This window comes from Kitasatospora sp. NPDC098652, from assembly GCF_044760155.1.
In the GTDB taxonomy this organism is placed as follows: Bacteria; Actinomycetota; Actinomycetes; order Streptomycetales; family Streptomycetaceae; genus Kitasatospora.
Window position 1 is genome coordinate 328,297 of sequence record NZ_JBIWAQ010000008.1, and the last position, 15,592, is coordinate 343,888.

Annotated in this window: 17 protein-coding genes; 10 read left to right on the forward strand and 7 right to left on the reverse strand. The window is 74.4% G+C overall.

The window, feature by feature from the left end:
- Positions 1–7 precede the first annotated feature (7 nt).
- Positions 8–1,318: an extracellular solute-binding protein gene (locus ACIQWA_RS20315; RefSeq protein WP_402484256.1), complete on the reverse strand. Its 1,311-nt coding sequence runs from the start codon at positions 1,316–1,318 to the stop codon at positions 8–10.
- 330 nt (positions 1,319–1,648) lie between these two features.
- Between ACIQWA_RS20315 and ACIQWA_RS20320 the strand changes: the two genes are divergently transcribed.
- Both ACIQWA_RS20320 and ACIQWA_RS20325 read left to right on the forward strand, forming a co-directional pair.
- Positions 1,649–2,485: an IclR family transcriptional regulator gene (locus tag ACIQWA_RS20320; protein ID WP_360237191.1), complete on the forward strand. Its 837-nt coding sequence runs from the start codon at positions 1,649–1,651 to the stop codon at positions 2,483–2,485.
- A 226-nt stretch (positions 2,486–2,711) separates the two neighbouring features.
- On the forward strand, positions 2,712–3,422 hold the full coding sequence (locus tag ACIQWA_RS20325) for an alpha/beta hydrolase (RefSeq protein ID WP_402484258.1): 711 nt from the start codon (positions 2,712–2,714) through the stop codon (positions 3,420–3,422).
- A 75-nt stretch (positions 3,423–3,497) separates the two neighbouring features.
- Here ACIQWA_RS20325 and ACIQWA_RS20330 read toward each other — a convergent pair whose 3' ends face one another.
- Together ACIQWA_RS20330 and ACIQWA_RS20335 are read right to left on the reverse strand one after the other, a co-directional pair.
- On the reverse strand, positions 3,498–4,022 hold the full coding sequence (locus ACIQWA_RS20330) for a universal stress protein (RefSeq protein ID WP_402484260.1): 525 nt from the start codon (positions 4,020–4,022) through the stop codon (positions 3,498–3,500).
- 171 nt (positions 4,023–4,193) lie between these two features.
- Positions 4,194–4,865 (reverse strand): TetR/AcrR family transcriptional regulator, encoded by a 672-nt coding sequence (locus ACIQWA_RS20335; RefSeq protein WP_402484262.1) that lies wholly within the window; start codon positions 4,863–4,865, stop codon positions 4,194–4,196.
- 136 nt (positions 4,866–5,001) lie between these two features.
- Between ACIQWA_RS20335 and ACIQWA_RS20340 the strand changes: the two genes are divergently transcribed.
- The gene (locus ACIQWA_RS20340; protein WP_402484264.1) at positions 5,002–5,826 is read left to right on the forward strand and encodes an MOSC domain-containing protein; all 825 of its coding nucleotides are present in this window, start codon (positions 5,002–5,004) and stop codon (positions 5,824–5,826) included.
- 67 nt (positions 5,827–5,893) lie between these two features.
- On the opposite strand, the gene ACIQWA_RS20345 is transcribed toward ACIQWA_RS20340, so the two are convergent.
- Positions 5,894–6,286, reverse strand: coding sequence for a ribonuclease (locus ACIQWA_RS20345; protein ID WP_402484266.1), 393 nt, complete (start codon positions 6,284–6,286; stop codon positions 5,894–5,896).
- A 290-nt stretch (positions 6,287–6,576) separates the two neighbouring features.
- On the opposite strand from ACIQWA_RS20345, the gene ACIQWA_RS20350 reads away from it, so the two are divergent.
- Together ACIQWA_RS20350 and ACIQWA_RS20355 are read left to right on the forward strand one after the other, a co-directional pair.
- Positions 6,577–8,205 carry a carboxyl transferase domain-containing protein gene (locus ACIQWA_RS20350; RefSeq protein WP_402484303.1) on the forward strand — a complete coding sequence of 543 codons (1,629 nt, stop codon included), beginning with the start codon at positions 6,577–6,579 and terminating at the stop codon, positions 8,203–8,205.
- A 551-nt stretch (positions 8,206–8,756) separates the two neighbouring features.
- Positions 8,757–9,131: a transglycosylase SLT domain-containing protein gene (locus ACIQWA_RS20355; RefSeq protein ID WP_402484268.1), complete on the forward strand. Its 375-nt coding sequence runs from the start codon at positions 8,757–8,759 to the stop codon at positions 9,129–9,131.
- A 228-nt stretch (positions 9,132–9,359) separates the two neighbouring features.
- Here ACIQWA_RS20355 and ACIQWA_RS20360 read toward each other — a convergent pair whose 3' ends face one another.
- A complete protein-coding gene (locus ACIQWA_RS20360) occupies positions 9,360–9,818 on the reverse strand; it encodes an HD domain-containing protein (protein ID WP_402484270.1) in 459 nt (152 codons plus the stop codon).
- Between the two features lie 207 nt (positions 9,819–10,025).
- On the opposite strand from ACIQWA_RS20360, the gene ACIQWA_RS20365 reads away from it, so the two are divergent.
- Positions 10,026–10,952, forward strand: a complete 927-nt coding sequence (locus ACIQWA_RS20365; protein WP_402484272.1) for an AEC family transporter — start codon at positions 10,026–10,028, stop codon at positions 10,950–10,952.
- Here ACIQWA_RS20365 and ACIQWA_RS20370 read toward each other — a convergent pair.
- The gene (locus tag ACIQWA_RS20370) at positions 10,949–11,398 is read right to left on the reverse strand and encodes a MarR family winged helix-turn-helix transcriptional regulator (protein WP_402484305.1); all 450 of its coding nucleotides are present in this window, start codon (positions 11,396–11,398) and stop codon (positions 10,949–10,951) included. The genes ACIQWA_RS20365 and ACIQWA_RS20370 overlap by 4 nt on opposite strands.
- A gap of 156 nt (positions 11,399–11,554) precedes the next feature.
- Here ACIQWA_RS20370 and ACIQWA_RS20375 point away from each other — a divergent pair, with 156 nt between their 5' ends.
- Together ACIQWA_RS20375 and ACIQWA_RS20380 are read left to right on the forward strand one after the other, a co-directional pair.
- Positions 11,555–12,433, forward strand: a complete 879-nt coding sequence (locus tag ACIQWA_RS20375; RefSeq protein ID WP_402484274.1) for an alpha/beta fold hydrolase — start codon at positions 11,555–11,557, stop codon at positions 12,431–12,433.
- Between the two features lie 112 nt (positions 12,434–12,545).
- Positions 12,546–13,046 carry an SMI1/KNR4 family protein gene (locus ACIQWA_RS20380; protein ID WP_402484276.1) on the forward strand — a complete coding sequence of 167 codons (501 nt, stop codon included), beginning with the start codon at positions 12,546–12,548 and terminating at the stop codon, positions 13,044–13,046.
- Positions 13,047–13,263: 217 nt separating this feature from the next.
- On the opposite strand, the gene ACIQWA_RS20385 is transcribed toward ACIQWA_RS20380, so the two are convergent.
- On the reverse strand, positions 13,264–13,527 hold the full coding sequence (locus ACIQWA_RS20385; RefSeq protein WP_360246192.1) for a dsRBD fold-containing protein: 264 nt from the start codon (positions 13,525–13,527) through the stop codon (positions 13,264–13,266).
- 270 nt (positions 13,528–13,797) lie between these two features.
- On the opposite strand from ACIQWA_RS20385, the gene ACIQWA_RS20390 reads away from it, so the two are divergent.
- Complete coding sequence (locus ACIQWA_RS20390) at positions 13,798–14,754, forward strand: DMT family transporter (protein ID WP_402484278.1); 957 nt, start codon at positions 13,798–13,800, stop codon at positions 14,752–14,754.
- Positions 14,755–14,762: 8 nt separating this feature from the next.
- On the forward strand, positions 14,763–15,587 hold the full coding sequence (locus ACIQWA_RS20395; RefSeq protein WP_402484280.1) for a DUF6629 family protein: 825 nt from the start codon (positions 14,763–14,765) through the stop codon (positions 15,585–15,587).
- Positions 15,588–15,592 lie beyond the last annotated feature (5 nt).

Consider the following 15,592-nt stretch of genomic DNA (forward strand, 5'->3'; position numbering starts at 1 on the left):
CGGCGGGTCAGTGCGCGGCGAAGGCCGAGTTGATCTGCGCCGCGGCGTCGGCGGAGGCCTTGGCCACGTCCGCCTTGCCCGTGACCACCTGCTGCAGCATGGTCGGGATCACCGCCTGGGCGTCGATCTGCGCCCACGCCTGGTCCAGCGGCACGAAGCGGGTGCCGGCCGCGATGGTGTCGGTGAACGGCTTGAGGAAGGCGTCCTTCGCCCCGACCTCGGCGCTGACCGACCTGAGCGTCGGCAGGTTGCCCATCGCGTCGTACATCTGCTCCTGGTACGCCGGGCTCGCCAGCAGCTCGGCGAACTCCACCGCCAGCGTGCGGTGCTTGGCCGCCTTCATCACCCCGAGGTGGTTGCCGCCGGCGAAGGCGGGGGCGATCGAGCCGGCCTTCTCCCCGGGCAGCGGCACCACACCGTACTTTCCCTTGACCGCGCCCGCGTCCACCTTGCTGCGGTTGGAGTTGACCAGGATCGCCATCGCCGACTTCCCGGCCGCGAACAGGTCGACGGTCCTGCCGCCGGTCAGGTCCGCGCACTGCTGGGCGGGGCAGCCGTCCGGCCCGAACAGGTCGGTGTAGCGCTTGATCCCGGCCTGCGCGGCGGGCGAGTCGATGGCGGCCTTGAAGGCCGTGCCGTTCTTCGCGGCGATGTCGCCGCCCGCGTCCCAGACGAAGGGCAGCGCGCCGTAGGTGTACCTGCCGCCGACCGCGATGCCGAAGGTGTCCGGGTGCGCGGCGTGGATCCGCTGCCCGGCCGCGACCAGTTCGGCGTACGAGGCGGGCGGGTTGAGCCCGGCCTCGGTGAACAGGTCGGTGCGGTAGTACAGGGCGCGCACGCCGACCCACCAGGGCAGGCCGTAGGTCCTGCCGTCGACCACCGCGGTCCCGGCGATCGCCGGGTCGAGGTCGCCCTTGGCCTGCCACCGGTCCAACTCGGCGCCGATCTCGGCCAGTCCGCCGGCGGCGACGTAGCCGGGCAGGTCGGTGTTGCCGAACTCGACCAGGTCGGGCGCGCTGTTGGGGTCGTTGAAGGCGCCCTTCATCTTGGCGGCGCGGGCCGAGGCGTCGGTGTCGATGTAGCCGACCTTCACGGTGACGCCCTGGTGGGAGGCCTGGAACTCGTTGACGGCCTTGGCCACCACGGCCTCCTTGGCCGCATTGCCCGCCTCGTTGTACAGCCACACCTGGAGGGTGCCGGTGCGGTCGTCGGCGGCCCTGCCGCCGGCCGGCGCCGCGGTGCCCGGGGCACAGGCGGTGGCGGCGAGGCAGCCGACGGCGAGCACGACGGCCGCGGCGGCCCGACTGGTGAGTCGCATGGGTGGAGACCTCCCCTCCCGACAGCTGCCGCAAGGACGCGCTCCGCCGGGGGACGGGCGCGTCGAAGCAGGCCCTGACCGGGGCCGGTGGTGGGTGAAGTGGTGGGGGTGACGGCAGGGCGCAGCGCCTCGGGTGGGCGACGCCGCCTGCTCGATGGCAGGGACGTTAGGCGCGGGCGATCGGGCCCAACAAGAGGCGGTTCACGAAGTTTTGCACTGCACAACGTTGTATCGAGGATGCGGTGATCCGGGCCCGAAGGGGTACGTTCTGACCACCCCCGCCGGCGTGCGGGGCCACGCCAGCAGAACCCGGACCAGGGAAACGCACCCATGACGGAGACGTCGCCCCAGCAGCCCACGACGGCGGCCGCGCCCGCGTCGAAGCCCACGACCGAGCGCAACCAGTCCTCCTCGCTGCGCCGCGCACTCGCCGTCCTCGGCCACGTCCGGGACCACGGCGACGGGCGCGGCGTGCCGCTCGCCCAACTCGCCGACGCCCTGGGCCTCAACAAGAGCACCGTGCTCCGGCTGGCCGGCCCACTGCTCGACGAGCACCTGCTCGAACGGGACCGCGAGACCGGCTGGTTCCGCCTCGGCCACGGCTCGCTCCGGCTCGGCCAGGCCTACCTGACCACCCTCGACCTGCGCAGCGTCGCCGCCGAACACCTGCGCCGGCTCCAGCGCGAGGCCGGTGAGACCGTCCACCTGACCGTCTGGCAGGCACCCGGGATCGTCTACCTGGACAAGGTCGAGGACGAGACCAACGTCCGGATGGCCTCCCGGGTCGGCAGCCGGGCGCCCGCCTACTGCACCGCCACGGGGAAGGCGATCCTCGCCTGGCTGCCCGAGGAGGCGGTCACCGAGGTCGTCGCGGCCGGCCTGCGCCCGGTCACCGCCTGGACCATCGCGGACGAGCCGCGGCTGCGCGCCGACCTCGCCCGGATCCGCGCCCGCGGCTACTCGATCGACGACCGGGAGAACGAACCCGAGGTGCGCTGCGTGGCCGCGCCGATCTTCGACCACACCGGCGAGGTCACGGCGGCCCTGTCCGTCTCCGGCCTCACCTCCCGGATGACGGCCGCCCGGGTCCGCGCCCTCGGCCCGGTCGTCGCCCAGGTCGGCCTGCGGATCTCCCGCGAACTGGGCTCCGACCGCCAGCCGTCCTGAACTCCCGCTCCCCGCAAGCGAAAACGCGAACGGGGCCCGGCACCCGTGAAGGTGCCGGACCCGGTCCGACCGTGGAGCGCCAGGCCCGGATCGCACGGACTCTTCCTACTGAAAGTAGGACGTGCTCTGGTAGCACCGCTGACGCCTGACGAGAGATCATCTCCCTCGCGACAGGAAGTACAGTAGCAGCCCCGTGACCACCCACCGAATCGGAGGCGAACCCGGCATGACGACCGCGCGACCGGAGGCCGTTCCGTACGCGGACGGACGGCTGTTGGACGTCCACCGCCCCACCGCCGCCGGCTCCGGGCCCGCCCCCGTCGTGCTGCTCTGGCACGGCTCGGGCCCCGACGAGCGCGACGTGCTGCACACCCTCGCCCGGGAGGCCGCCGGGCTCGGCCTGCTGGTCCTCGTCCCGGACTGGCGCCCCGACCGGGCGGACGGCGGCCGCGCCGACCTGCTCGCCTCGCTGGCCTTCGCCCGGCGCAACGCGGCGGCGTACGGCGGGGATCCGGACCGCTTCGTACTGGCCGGCTGGTCGCTCGGCGGCCGGGAGGCCGTGGCCGTGGCCACCCACCCGGACACCCCGGCCGAGCTGCGTCCCACCGCCGCCGTCGGCATGGCCTCCGCGTACGGCCGCCCGGCGGTCACCACCGGGGACGTCCCGCTCGACCACCTGGCGGCGGGCCCGTCCCCGGTGCCGGTCCTGCTGGTGCTGGGCACCGCGGACGAGGTGGTACCCGCCGAGCTGACCCGTCAGCTGCACGCGGTGGTGCCGGGCGCCGAACTGCTCGAACTCCCCACCGACCACGCCGGGGTGGTGATGACCGCCTACGACCCCGGGGCCAACCGCTGCCTGCCCGCCACCGACCCGGCCACCCTGGCGGCCGGCCGGCGGACCGCCGCACTCCTCGCCCGGGCGGCCGGGCTCGGTTAGACGCTCCGGCGGGCGGGCCCAGGAGGGTGACCGTCACAGCGCCCTCATCCGCGCCCAACGGCCTTACTCTGCCCGCTAGTTTCCTGCCACCAGGTCCCGCAGGCCGTAACCGCGCTCCAGCGCCTCCAAGTCCCGCTGCAGGGGCGGGCGCGGCACGGTGAGCACCGGGCAGGTCGCGTGCCGGACGCAGTAAGCGGTGACCGACGGCCGGACCAGCCGGGAGAGGCAGCCCCGGTCCCGTCCGGCGCCGAGCACCAGGACGTCCCCCGGCCGGTCCGCGCAGCGCAGCAGGGTGTGGGCGGTCTCGCCGCGCACGGCCTGGCAGCGCAGCCGGGCTCCGGTGTACCGCCCGGCGAAGGCCTCGTCGAGTGCCTTCCGCAACCGGGCGACGGCGGCGTCCCGGCCGGCGCCGACCACCGGCGGGCAGACCGAGCGGCGGTACCCGAGCTCCTCCCCCGGCGGGGTCCAGCACAGCACCGCCAGCACCTCGACGTCCGTCCGCCGGGCCTCGGCCACCGCGTGGTGCAGGGCGGCGAGGCTGCCGAGCGAACCGCTGACGCCGACCACGATCCGGCCGTCGCCCGTACCCGTGTCCGTCATCGCCCGCCCCGCCTCTCCGTCCGCGCCGCCGCCCCCGGGCGGATCACCCCAGCAAAGCGGCCCGCCCACGCCCACCCGCACCCGTTGACACGGCCCTGACGCGCCACCCGGTGTTCCGTACGCCTCCCTGATGCCCACGGCCGACGACGGACGACCGATGACCGACGGACGTCAGGCCTCCGGCGCCTCGGCCTCCCACAGGTCGGCGAACATCCGATCCAGGAGCTCCTCGCCGATCGGCGGAACGGGCAGCGGGTGGGCGGCCCGCGCGCGGAACCCGTCCAGCAGCAGGGCGAGGAAGCGGCGCCAGAGGTCCGGGCGCAGCTCGGTGGCGGCGGGCAGGGCGCGGCAGAGCGGGCCGAGCAGGAAGAGCAGGTCCATGGCGACCACGTCGCGCCGCATGGTGCCCTGTTCCTGGGCCCGGGCGATCAGGGTGCCGACGGTGGCGGCGTGCCCGCGACTGATCTCGATCATGCCGGGGATGACCGGAATGGCCTGGGTGACCAGGTCGTTGATGCCGCGGTCGGCGGCGACCAGGGCGAAGATCCGCTCGAAGTAGCCCTCCAGACCGGTCCAGGCGTCCTCGGCGGCGAGCGCCTCCCGCCCGGCTTCGGCCAGTCCGGCCCCGGCGTCCGCGAAGACCTCGGCGATCAGCGCCTCGCGGGTCGGGAAGTGCCGGTAGAGGGTGGCGTTGCCGACCCCGGCCTCCTTGGCGATCTGGTCCAGCGGGACGTCGAGGCCGTGCCGGGAGAACATCTCGCGGGCGGCGGCGAGCAGCTGGTCCCGGTTGCGCTGCGCGTCGCGCCGGAGCCGTCCCGGGGGGTTCGCGCTGCTCGGTGCCATGGGCAGACCCTAGCAACCGCACGGCCGCCGGGCGTTCACCGGCACGACGGCCGGGCCGGCCCGCACCTGCCGTGCAACTACCCTACGGGGGCGAGGAGAAGAGCGGCCCGGGCGGCCGCGGACCACGGGGGGCGACATGGCGAGGGTGACGGAGTTGCGGTACTACCCGGTGAAGGGCTGCGCCGGGGTGCGCACGGAGCGGGCGGAGGTGACCGGGGCGGGGCTGGCGCACGACCGGGAGTTCATGGTGGTGGACCAGGACGGCGTGTTCCGCTCCCAGCGGCGGGATCCGCTGCTGGCGACCGTCCGCCCGGCGGTGGCGGAGGGCGGTGCCCGGCTGTCGCTGTCCGCGCCCGGCGTGCAGCCGGTGGCCTTCGCCGTGGACACCTCGGGCCCCCGGCGCAAGGTCGAGCTGTTCGGCGTGCCGTACCCGGCCGTCGACCAGGGCGACGAGGCGGCCGCCTGGCTGTCCCGGGTGCTGGGCGCGCCCAGCCGACTGGTCCGGGTGCCGCCGGAGCACGACCGGGCGACCGACGGGCTGACGCCGGGGACGTCGGGCTTCGCCGACAGCAGCGCGATGCACCTGCTGTCCCGGGCGACCCTGGACGACTTCAACGCGCGCATTGATGAGGACGTCGACCCGCTGCCGGTGGAGCGGTTCCGCCCGAACCTGGTGGTGGACGGCTGGCCGGAGCCGCACACCGAGGACCTGCTGCGCCGCTTCCGCGTCGGCGGCGCCGAGTTCGGCTACACCAAGCTGGCGATCCGCTGCGCGGTGACGCTGGTGGACCAGTCGACCGGCGCCAAGGCGGGCCCGGAGCCGCTGCGCACCCTGGCGCGGTACCGCCGGGCGGCGGTCGGCGGGGTGGCGCTCGGCAGCAAGTTCGCCGTGCTGCGCCCGGGCACGGTGCGGGTGGGGGACGAGCTGACGGTGAGCGGCTGGGGGCCGTCCGAGCTGTGACCCGGTTCCTGGTGGGCCCGTGGCCCGGCGGAGGGATCCGCCGGGCCACGGTCGTACCGGGACTCGATCAACAGGTCTGGTCGATCAGGGAGAACGTGGCGTAGTGGTCGCCGGTGTAGTAGTCCTCCTGGGCGGCCTCGCCGGTGATGATCCGGCGGGCGCCGCGGGTCGGGGCGCCCGGGGTGATGACGGTGTACTCGTGGTAGTACCCGTACGACTGGCTCGGCAGGACGCCCTCTCTGTTCTGGAAGACCACGCCGTCCTGCGAGTACGGGAACGGCCCGTCGTCGGCGATCAGGTTCAGGGTGTCGGTGGCCTGCGGCGGGAGCGCGGACAGGCACACCGTGCCGCTCACGTCGGCGTGCGCCTCGGTGGCGACGGCGACGGGGGCGAGGGTCATCAGGGCGACAGCGGTGATGGCGGCAGCGCGGGTCTTCCACGCGCGTAGAGTGCGGGTCATGTCCATCAGTGTGGCGGTCCCCCGACAACTCCGGAAGGCTTGAGTCAACTTTTTACCGAGGGGTAACTCCCTTGTCCCACAAGCGACTTCACCCGTACGCCAGCCTCCGGAGCCGGTGTGCCGAAGCCGTCCACGAACCGTCCGCACCATCCTTGGGTCGACCGCCGTCGAACTTCCATCCGCGCCGCTGTCGGGCTCCTCACACCTTCACAGCACTCCCACAGCTCCCCGCCCGCGCCGCATAGAGTGACGGACCGTGCCGGACCGGAACGATCACTGACGGGGTGGACATGGACACGGGCGCGAGCACGGACGCGAGCACTGACGGCGGCGGGCAGACGGGCGGCGGCGGACGGACGGACGGCGGCGGGCGCACGGACGGCGGCGGGCGGACCGCCAGGGCCGCCGCACTGACCGCCCACCAGCTGATCGGCCTGCTGGTCGACCCGGGCGGCTTCCACAGCTGGGACGAACCGCCGCCCCTCCCCACCGCCGACCCCGACTACCGCGCCGCGCTCGACCGGGCCCGCGACCGCACCGGCCTGGACGAGGCCGTCCTCACCGGCCGCGGCCTGATCGACGGCCGGCCGGTCGCCCTGATCGCCTCCGAGTTCGGCTTCCTCGGCGGCTCGATCGGCGTCGCCACCGCCGAACGGATCACCCGGGCCGTCGAGCGCGCCACCGCCGAACGCCTCCCGCTGATCGCCCTGCCGGTCTCCGGCGGCACCAGGATGCAGGAGGGCTCGGCGGCCTTCCTCTGCATGCTCCGCATCACCGCCGCCGTCCAGGCGCACCGCGCGGCCGGCCTCCCCTACCTCAGCTACCTGCGCAACCCGACCATGGGCGGGGTCTTCGCCTCCTGGGGCACCCTCGGCCAGCTGGTCCTCGCCGAGCCGGGCGCCCGGCTCGGCTTCCTCGGCCCCCGGGTGTACGAGGAACTGCGCGGCGTACAGCTGCCGCCGGACGTCCAGCGGGCCGAGGCCCTGGCCGGGCAGGGGCTGGTGGACGCCGTGGTCCCGCCGCAGGAACTGCGCGAACTGCTGCGCCGCACCCTCGCCGTCCTGGGGGCCGTCCCTCCCCCTCACAAGGCCACCCCTCCTCCTTATAAGGGCACCCCTCTTCCCCCGGCGGAGTCCCCCGCCACCGCCGCACCCCCCGACGCCTGGGACTCCGTCCGCCGCACCCGCCGCCCCGACCGCCCCGGCACCCGCGAGCTGCTGCGCCGCACCGCCCAGGAACTGGTCCTGCTCGACGCCCCCGGCGGCCACGACGGCGCCCTGGTCCGCGCCCTCGCCGTGCTCGGCGGGCACCCCGCCCTGGTCGTCGGCCAGCAGCGGCAGGGCGCCGACCACGAGCGCCCCTTCACCGCCGCCGACCTTCGGGCCGTCCGGCGCAGCGCCCGACTGGCCGAGCAACTGGGCCTGCCGCTGGTCACCGTGGTGGACACGGCCGGCGCCGAGCTGTCGGCCGGGGCCGAGCGGGAGGGGATCGCGGTCGAGATCGCGCACTGCCTGACCACCTTGCTGGCGCTACGCACCCCCGTCCTCGCCGTCCTGCTCGGCCAGGGGTCCGGCGGCGGGGCGCTGGCACTGCTCCCGGCCGACCGGGTGCTGGCCGCCGGGCACGCCTGGCTGGCACCGCTACCACCGGAGGGCGCCTCGGCGATCGTGCACCGGGACGGCGCGCATGCCGCCGAGCTGGCCCGGGCCCAGGGCATCGGCGCCGGACAGCTGGCGGCGGTCGGCCTGGTGGACGAGGTGGTCCCCGAGCTGCCGGACGCCGCCGAGGAGCCGGCGGCCTTCTGCGAGCGACTGGGCGCGGCGGTCGCGCGGGCGCTCGGCGAGCTCTCGACCGTCGGCGAGGCGGACCGGCTCGCCGCCCGGGCGCTCCGGCACCGCCGTCTCGGCGACCTTCGGTGATCCCCGGCGGCTTTTGACGACCTTCGGTGACCTCCGGTGGCGCCCGGCGAAGGGGCGGCTGCGGACCGTGACCGAATCCTGTGGCGCCGGGCACAGATCGTCAGTACCCAAAGTGCTGTGACCGGACCGTCCGGTGACGGCCGCGCCCCTCAAACGGTGAGTGCGCTCACAGGCGAATCGCGGCTACGACGGCGGGTAGTGGTGGCCTGGAACCCCCCGCCGCCCCTCCGGACCACCGGCCGGCCGACCGGCGTCCGCCCAGCTCGGACCCGGTCGGAGCACCCCGCCCGGGCCGCCCTTCGAATCCACGGCCACCGTCGCGGCTACGACGGTGCGTCGTAACGAGGGGGTCTTGGCGACGGCCGATCCCGTCTGGCAACAATGGCTCTCGTCGTCAGCCGCACCGGCTCCTGTCCCGCCGGTCGACGGCTTACCGCCGAGTCGCGCCCCACAACCGCAACGGCCCCTGTCCGGCCCGTGGTCCTGGGTGGGGCGCGACTCGGCCCAACCTGATTGAGGTCCTGTTCTACATGCCCGCTTTCAAGCTCCGTATGCGCACTTCCGCCGCGATTCTCGCCGGCGCCGCTGGTCTCACCGCCCTGGGCGCGGGCGTCCTGCCCGCCACCGCGAACGCCGCCACCGCCTCCCCGCAGGCCATCGCCGCCCAGATCGTCCCGGCGAACCAGCTGGCCTCGTTCAGCCAGATCATCTCCCACGAGTCCGGCTGGAACGTGACCGCGACCAACCCGAGCTCGGGCTCGTACGGCCTGGGCCAGGCGCTGCCGGCCTCCAAGATGGCCTCCGCCGGCGCGGACTGGAAGACCAACCCGGCCACCCAGATCAAGTGGGCGCTGGACTACATGAACACCCGCTACGGCAGCCCGAACGCCGCCTGGGCCTTCTGGCAGACCCACCACTGGTACTAAGCCGCCCGACCACCGGCGTACCGAGCTTCCACCCGTCTCCTGACCACTCCCCCCTCACCCCGGGGGTCGGACAGGGACCACCGGGGTGACCCGAGAGGGCCCGGGCCCGCGCGATCCGCGCGAGCCCGGGCCCTCCGGTGCGTTCCCGCCCTGCCGTACGTTCCCGCTCTGCCGTACGTTCCCGCGCGTTCGCGCGCCCCTGGGCTCGCGCCCGCCCCGCTCGCGTCCTCAGAGCTCCCCGGTCAGCCCCAGCAGCTCCCGCATCCGCGCGTACTTGGCGGCCAGCCGCTCGGCGGTCGCCCCGTCCAGCGCGGCCAGCCGCGCCGGGTCCGAGTTGTGCGCCAGGTCCGCCCGCTTGACCAGCAGCGCGCCCGGCGTGGCCAGGATCCGCGCGGTGTACGCCTCCACCGGCTCCCCGGGCCGCCGGGTGAGCGCGTCCACGATCGCCTTGGTCTCGGCCGGCAGCGCGGCCCCCGCCAGCCACTCCCGGCTCAGCCGGTCGTCCTCGACGGCGTCGTGCAGCCAGCCCGCCGCGATCTGCGCCTCGCTGCCACCCCGCGCCGCCGTCCCGCCCGCGACCGCCGCGATGTGCTCGGCGTACGGGTGCCCGTTCTTGTCCACCTGCCCCTGGTGGGCCCGGCGGGCGACGGCCTCCACCTCGGACAGGCTCAGGTACTGGTTCTCCACCCGCTCATCGTAGGCCCGCCCCCGCGCCGCCCTCCCGGCGCGGGCCACCGGCCGGCGGCCCGCCCCGGACCCGGGCCCCTTGATCAACACCCGGACGGCCACTGATTTACTGCCACGGGGGGTTCTCGGCGGCACCGGCGTTCCGGGGCCCTCCGGCGGGCGATCCCCGCCGCACCCGGCAGACCCGTCCGAGCGATCCGAGGAACCATGCCAGACCTCCACCCGCTGCTGTCCGCCTTCGCCCCGATCTGGGCCCTCACCGCGGTCGGCTACGTCGTCGCCCGCGCCGGGCTGCTCGGACCGCAGGCGGAGCTGGTGCTGACCCGCTTCGTCTTCCACGTCGCCATGCCGGCCGCGCTCTTCCTGATGATCTCCCGCACCCCGCTGGGGCACTTCGCCAACCCGTCGATGCTCGCCTTCGTGGCCGGCACCACCGTCTCCACCGGCCTCGGACTGCTCGCCGGGTGGCGGCTGTTCCGCCGCAAGCGCGGCGAACTGGCGATCGGCGCGATGGCCTCCGGGTACGTCAACTCCGCCAACCTGGGCATCCCGGTGACCATGCAGGTCGTCGGCGACGCCTCCTTCGTCGGCCCGGTGGTCCTCTTCCAGATCCTGGTGGTCACCCCGGCCGTCCTGGCCGTCCTGGACAGCGGCGCGGCCGGCCGCCGGGCCCTGGTCACCCTGCCGCTGCGCAACCCGATCCTGATCGCCACCGCGCTCGGCGCCGTGGCCTCGGCCACCGGATTCCGGCTGCCCGCCGAACTCCACCACTCCGCCGACCTGCTCGGCGGCGCCGGTGTGCCGACCGCCCTGGTCGCGCTCGGCATGTCGCTGCACAACCGCCCGGCGGCCGAAGGCCGTTCACGCCGCGCCGAGGTCGGCCTGACCGTCGCGATCAAGACCCTGGTCCAGCCGCTCGTCGCCCTGGTCGTGGCCGGCCCGGTGCTCCACCTGCCCACCCACCAGCTGCTCACCGTGGTGCTGTTCTCCGCCCTGCCGACCGCGCAGAACATCTACACCTACGCCCGCGAGTACGGCCAGGGCACCGACCTGGCCCGGGACACCGTGCTCTGGTCGACCCTGGTGTCGATGGGCACCCTCTCGCTGATCACCTGGACCCTGGGCCCCGCCTAGGGCAGGCCCCGAGGGTCCTGCCGGGCGGCGGCCACCACGGAGGTCATCGCCTCCAGGAAGCGGCGGGCCGTCGCCAGCTCCGCCGGGTCAAACCGGCCCATCGCCGCGACCAGGTCGCCGATCAGCCCGCCGAAGAAGCCCTCGCCGAGCTCCATCGCCCGCTCCTCCACCACCAGCCGCACCCTGCGCCGGTCCTGCGGGTCGCGCTCGCGCCGGATCAGCCCGAGCCGCTCCAGCCGGTCCACCAGGCCAGTGGTCCCGGCCGAGTTCAGCCGGAGCGCCTCACCGAGCCGCCCCGGGGTGACCACCTGCCCGGCCCGGGCCGCGTCCAGCAGGTGGATCAACGCCCGCAGATCGGTCGGGTGAAGTCCACTGCGAGCCGCGAACTCGGCCCCGAACAGGTCGAGTTCGACCGTCAGACCACGCAGCAGGTGGACCAGCCGCATCGGCTCCTCACGTTCGGACACCCTCTCGTCCTTCCTCGGGCACTCCCGTGCCATTATTCTCTCGTTCAGCGAGATACTTGTCCAACGAGCAATCCGGTGGGCGGGCGATCCCCGCCTGCCCGCACGCTCTCACACCACACCCCGCGGAGGCCCCTCATGTCCGCCCGCACCGCCCCCTTCCTCGCCTACGACAACTTCCTCGCCGCCTACGACAAGCTCCTCGCCCGCTGGCCCGTACCGGTCGAGCCCCTCACCGTCCGGACCGCCCACGGCACCACCCACGTCAACGCCTGCGGCCCCGCCGACGGCCGCCCCCTCGTCCTCCTCCACGGCGGCGGCGCCACCTCCGCCATGTGGTTCGCCAACGCCGGTGCCTGGGCCGCGGCCGGCCACCGCGTCCTCGCCGTCGACCTGATCGGCGACCCCGGGCGCAGCGTCCACGACGGCACCCCGCTGCGCGACGTCCCCGGCCTGCTCGGCTGGCTGGACGCCGTACTCGACGGGCTCGGCGTCCGCGAGGCCGACCTCTGCGGCCACTCCTACGGCGCCTGGACCGCCCTCCAGTACACGCTCCACGCCCCCACCCGGGTCGGGCGCCTCGCCCTCCTCGACCCCACCCAGTGCTTCACGGGCTTCCGCCCCGGCTACCTGCTACGTGCACTCCCCCTCTTCCTCCCGCACCGCACCCCGGACCGCGCCCGCTCCTACCTCGACTGGGAATCCGGCCCCGGCCCCGCCGTCGACCCCGACTGGCGCGAGCTGTACGCCCTCGGCTACGCCGACTTCCCCGCCTCCCCCATCGTCACCGGCCCACGCCCCACCCCTGCCCGACTCCGCACCCTCACCACCCCGGTACTCGCCCTCTACGCCGCCCACACCCGCACCCACAACCCCCACCGCACCGCCGAGGCCACCCTCCGCGCCCTCCCCCACGCCACCGTCGCCACCGTCCCCGACACCTCCCACCACACCCTCCCCACCGCAGGCGCCGCCCAGGTCAACCCCCAGGTCCTCACCTTCCTCACCCACCCCTGAGCCCTGAGCCCCCACCCCACACGAGAAGTCGGCCATGCCGACTTCCTGCGCGCACCCAGCCGCCCTCCCCCGTGGGGGGAAACAGTCGGACACCGCTCCTACGATGCCGGCCATGGCACGCTTCGAAGATCTCCAGCGCTCCCTGTGGGACACCAGTAGCGAGTACACGGTGCAGCCGGCGCTGACCGACCAGGCGATCGTGGAGGCCCAGCGACTGCTCGACGTCACGCTTCCCGGCTCCCTGCTCGCCCTCCTGCGCCATCGGAACGGCGGCGAGATCGCCGACGACTGGAACGCCTTCCCCACCAGCCGGCCGACGTCTTGGAGCACCGACCACATCCCCTTCGACAGCATGCTGGGCATCGGCCGTCGCGAGGGAACGATTTCCCTGCTCGACAGTCCGTACCTGGTCAAGGAATGGGGCCTTCCAACCGGGTCGGTGCTGTTCTCGGGAGACGGGCACTGTTGGATCGGGCTCGACTACCGGGCATGCGGCCGGCACCACGAACCCTCCGTTACCTGGTTCGATGCGGACTTCGACACCGAACTCGCCCTCGCCCCGGACTTCCGCTCCTTCATCGAAGGCCTCACCGCTGCCCGAAACTTCGAGTGAGAGCCGGGCTGGCCGTAGCGGGGGCGGGTGGTGATCAGGACGGCGTCGAGGAACGCGTCGCAGGTGAGTGCGGCTCATGTGATGGCGCACACCCTGCGGCCGGAAACCGACGCGTGCTGGACACGGGCGTCGGCCACCCAAGTCCCTTGCGCTGGAACAAACTTGAAGACCAGGCGCCGCAGTGCGTGCGCCCGCGCCGGATACGGCACAGCCGAGTTCAGTAGATCAGGTAGCCCGGGCGGTGCCCCTCGTCGTCGATCTCCCCGTTGGCCTGGGCCCGCAGCTTGCGGGACAGTTCCTCCAGGGCCCGGGAGGCCGCGACCTCCTCGCCGATCCTGGCGAGCGGACGGTCCTCCGCACTCTTCTCGGCCTCACCGTGCGCGCTCAGGCCCGGCGCCCGCGCGCCCGTCAACCTGGCGTCGCACACCGTGTGCACGCCGTCTTCGTCGAAGCTGAGCTCCACGTCCCACTGGTTGTGCATGCCACACCTCCTGGCGCAGGCCCCCGTCGCGCCGGTCCCGGCCGACCCGGGCGGTGGGCCCGTGGCGGCCGCTCACACCAGCGTGCGCCCGCCCCGCCCGTGGCGGCAAGCGCGGGGCGCGTGGCCCGGGCCCGCTCCGATCCGGCCGCACGGCGTCCGCTCGGCCCGGCCGCCGCCCCGGCGGTACGCTGGCGGAAGCGCGCCGCGATCGCCGTCCCTCCCCGGAGCCGCCGGCGCGGCGCGGGGCAGCGACAACCTGGTGGTCCCTCCGTGGCGGTCTTCCTCCTCGCTCTGAGCGCGGCCTGCTGTCTGGGACTCGGCTTCGTCCTCCAGCAGCACGCGGCGCAACGGGCCCCCCGTGCCGACATGCTGCACTGGCGCCTGCTGCTGGACCTGATGCGGATGCCGGAGTGGCTGCTCGGCACCGGTTTCATGGTCAGCGGCCTGCTGCTGTCCGCGCTCGCGCTCAACCAGGGCGAGGTGTCCCTGGTCGAGCCGCTGCTGGCGACCAACCTGATCTTCGCGATGGCGCTGTCCCGGGTGCTGACCCGTCAGACCCTCGGCCGCTCCGGCTGGGTCGGGGTGCTGCTGCTCGGCCTGGGGGTGACGTCGTTCATCGTGGCCGGGCGGCCGACCGGCGGCGGCCCGGCCGCCGGGGAGCTGCGCCACTGGCTGGTGGTCGGCACGGTGGCCGGGCTGACCCTGCTCCTGGTCGCACTCGCCCGACGGCTGCCGCTGTTCGAGGAGGCCACCCTGCTGGCCCTCGCCGCCGGACTGCTCTACGGCCTCCAGGACGCGCTCACCCGCACCACCACCCAGCGCCTCGACCACGACGGGCTGGCGGTGGTGCTGCGCACCTGGCAGCCGTACGCGGTGGTGGCGGCGGGCGTGATCGGGCTGCTGCTGGTGCAGAGCGCCTTCGAGGCCGCCCCGCTGCGGATGTCCCTCCCCGCGCTGACCGCCGCCCAGCCGCTCTCCGGGATCGCCTGTGCGGTCGGCTTCCTCGGCGACCGGCTGCGGGTCACCCCGGGTGCCCTGGCCTGGCAGGCGGCCGGGCTGGTGGCGATCGTGATCGGGGTGATCGTGATCGGGCGGCACCCCGCGATGCCCGGCAGCGTCCGCGAAACCCTGGAGTCCATCGGCGCACCACCGGAGGACCGGTCCGGCAGCACCGACAGCGGCGACGGCCCCGACCGTGACACCGACCCGGACCGCAGAACCGAGTAGGCCCACCGATGTGCTGGAGCGCCCAGGCGGACGCCGTGGCCGGCACGGTGGTCGCGGGCGTAGGCGTGGCCTGCCTCGTACGCGCCCGACGGTCCGGCCGACCGCAACGCCTACCGCTCGCCGCACTCCCGCTGGTCCTCGGCGTGCACCAGCTCGTCGAATCCCTGGTCTGGCTCGGCACGGACGGTGAGCTACCCGCCGGCCCCGCCGGGGCGGCCCGCACCGCCTGGGCGGTGATCGCCCTGCCGCTGCTGCCCGTCCTGGTACCGGCCGGGGTGTGGTGCGCGGCCCACGAACCCGGCCACCCGGCCGGCCCCTCCCGTCGCCGACTGCTCGCCCTCCTCACCCTGCTCGGCACAGCAGTGGCGCTGCCCCTCGCAGCCACCGTCGCCACCCACCCGGTGACGGCCACCCGCCACGGCCACACCCTCGACTACGGAACCGCCGCCCCCCACCCCGCCCTGCTACTCACCGGCTACCTCCTCACCACCGTCGGCTCCCTCCTCCTCAGCGCCGACCACCTACTCCGCCGCCTCGGCCTCCTCACCGCAACAGGCGCCCTCGCCTGCGCCCTACTCTGGCGCCTCGCCTTCATCTCCACCTGGTGCGCCCTCGCCGCCCTCGCCAGCCTGCTACTCCTCCACTGGTCAGCACACCCACCCGCACCACCCCACCCCCAAACCGCCCCACCCACCCCCCAACCCCCACCCCCCAACCCGCACCAACCCACCCACCCCCACCACCCCCCTCCCCTCACCCGCCCAAGGCGAGAGGGACGCGCTGCGGGAGGGGGCGGTGGAGGGGGTGGGTGCGGAGAGGGGCGTGACGGGTGATTTTC

Excerpts from the sequence above, each read along its gene's own strand:
- ACIQWA_RS20315 (WP_402484256.1), bottom strand. The coding sequence starts at position 1,318 with ATGCGACTCACCAGTCGGGCCGCCGCGGCCGTCGTGCTCGCCGTCGGC.
- ACIQWA_RS20320 (WP_360237191.1), top strand. The coding sequence starts at position 1,649 with ATGACGGAGACGTCGCCCCAGCAGCCCACGACGGCGGCCGCGCCCGCG.
- ACIQWA_RS20325 (WP_402484258.1), top strand. The coding sequence starts at position 2,712 with ATGACGACCGCGCGACCGGAGGCCGTTCCGTACGCGGACGGACGGCTG.
- ACIQWA_RS20330 (WP_402484260.1), bottom strand. The coding sequence starts at position 4,022 with ATGACGGACACGGGTACGGGCGACGGCCGGATCGTGGTCGGCGTCAGC.
- ACIQWA_RS20335 (WP_402484262.1), bottom strand. The coding sequence starts at position 4,865 with ATGGCACCGAGCAGCGCGAACCCCCCGGGACGGCTCCGGCGCGACGCG.
- ACIQWA_RS20340 (WP_402484264.1), top strand. The coding sequence starts at position 5,002 with ATGGCGAGGGTGACGGAGTTGCGGTACTACCCGGTGAAGGGCTGCGCC.
- ACIQWA_RS20345 (WP_402484266.1), bottom strand. The coding sequence starts at position 6,286 with ATGACCCGCACTCTACGCGCGTGGAAGACCCGCGCTGCCGCCATCACC.
- ACIQWA_RS20350 (WP_402484303.1), top strand. The coding sequence starts at position 6,577 with ATGGACACGGGCGCGAGCACGGACGCGAGCACTGACGGCGGCGGGCAG.
- ACIQWA_RS20355 (WP_402484268.1), top strand. The coding sequence starts at position 8,757 with ATGCGCACTTCCGCCGCGATTCTCGCCGGCGCCGCTGGTCTCACCGCC.
- ACIQWA_RS20365 (WP_402484272.1), top strand. The coding sequence starts at position 10,026 with ATGCCAGACCTCCACCCGCTGCTGTCCGCCTTCGCCCCGATCTGGGCC.
- ACIQWA_RS20370 (WP_402484305.1), bottom strand. The coding sequence starts at position 11,398 with ATGCGGCTGGTCCACCTGCTGCGTGGTCTGACGGTCGAACTCGACCTG.
- ACIQWA_RS20375 (WP_402484274.1), top strand. The coding sequence starts at position 11,555 with ATGTCCGCCCGCACCGCCCCCTTCCTCGCCTACGACAACTTCCTCGCC.
- ACIQWA_RS20380 (WP_402484276.1), top strand. The coding sequence starts at position 12,546 with ATGGCACGCTTCGAAGATCTCCAGCGCTCCCTGTGGGACACCAGTAGC.
- ACIQWA_RS20385 (WP_360246192.1), bottom strand. The coding sequence starts at position 13,527 with ATGCACAACCAGTGGGACGTGGAGCTCAGCTTCGACGAAGACGGCGTG.
- ACIQWA_RS20395 (WP_402484280.1), top strand. The coding sequence starts at position 14,763 with ATGTGCTGGAGCGCCCAGGCGGACGCCGTGGCCGGCACGGTGGTCGCG.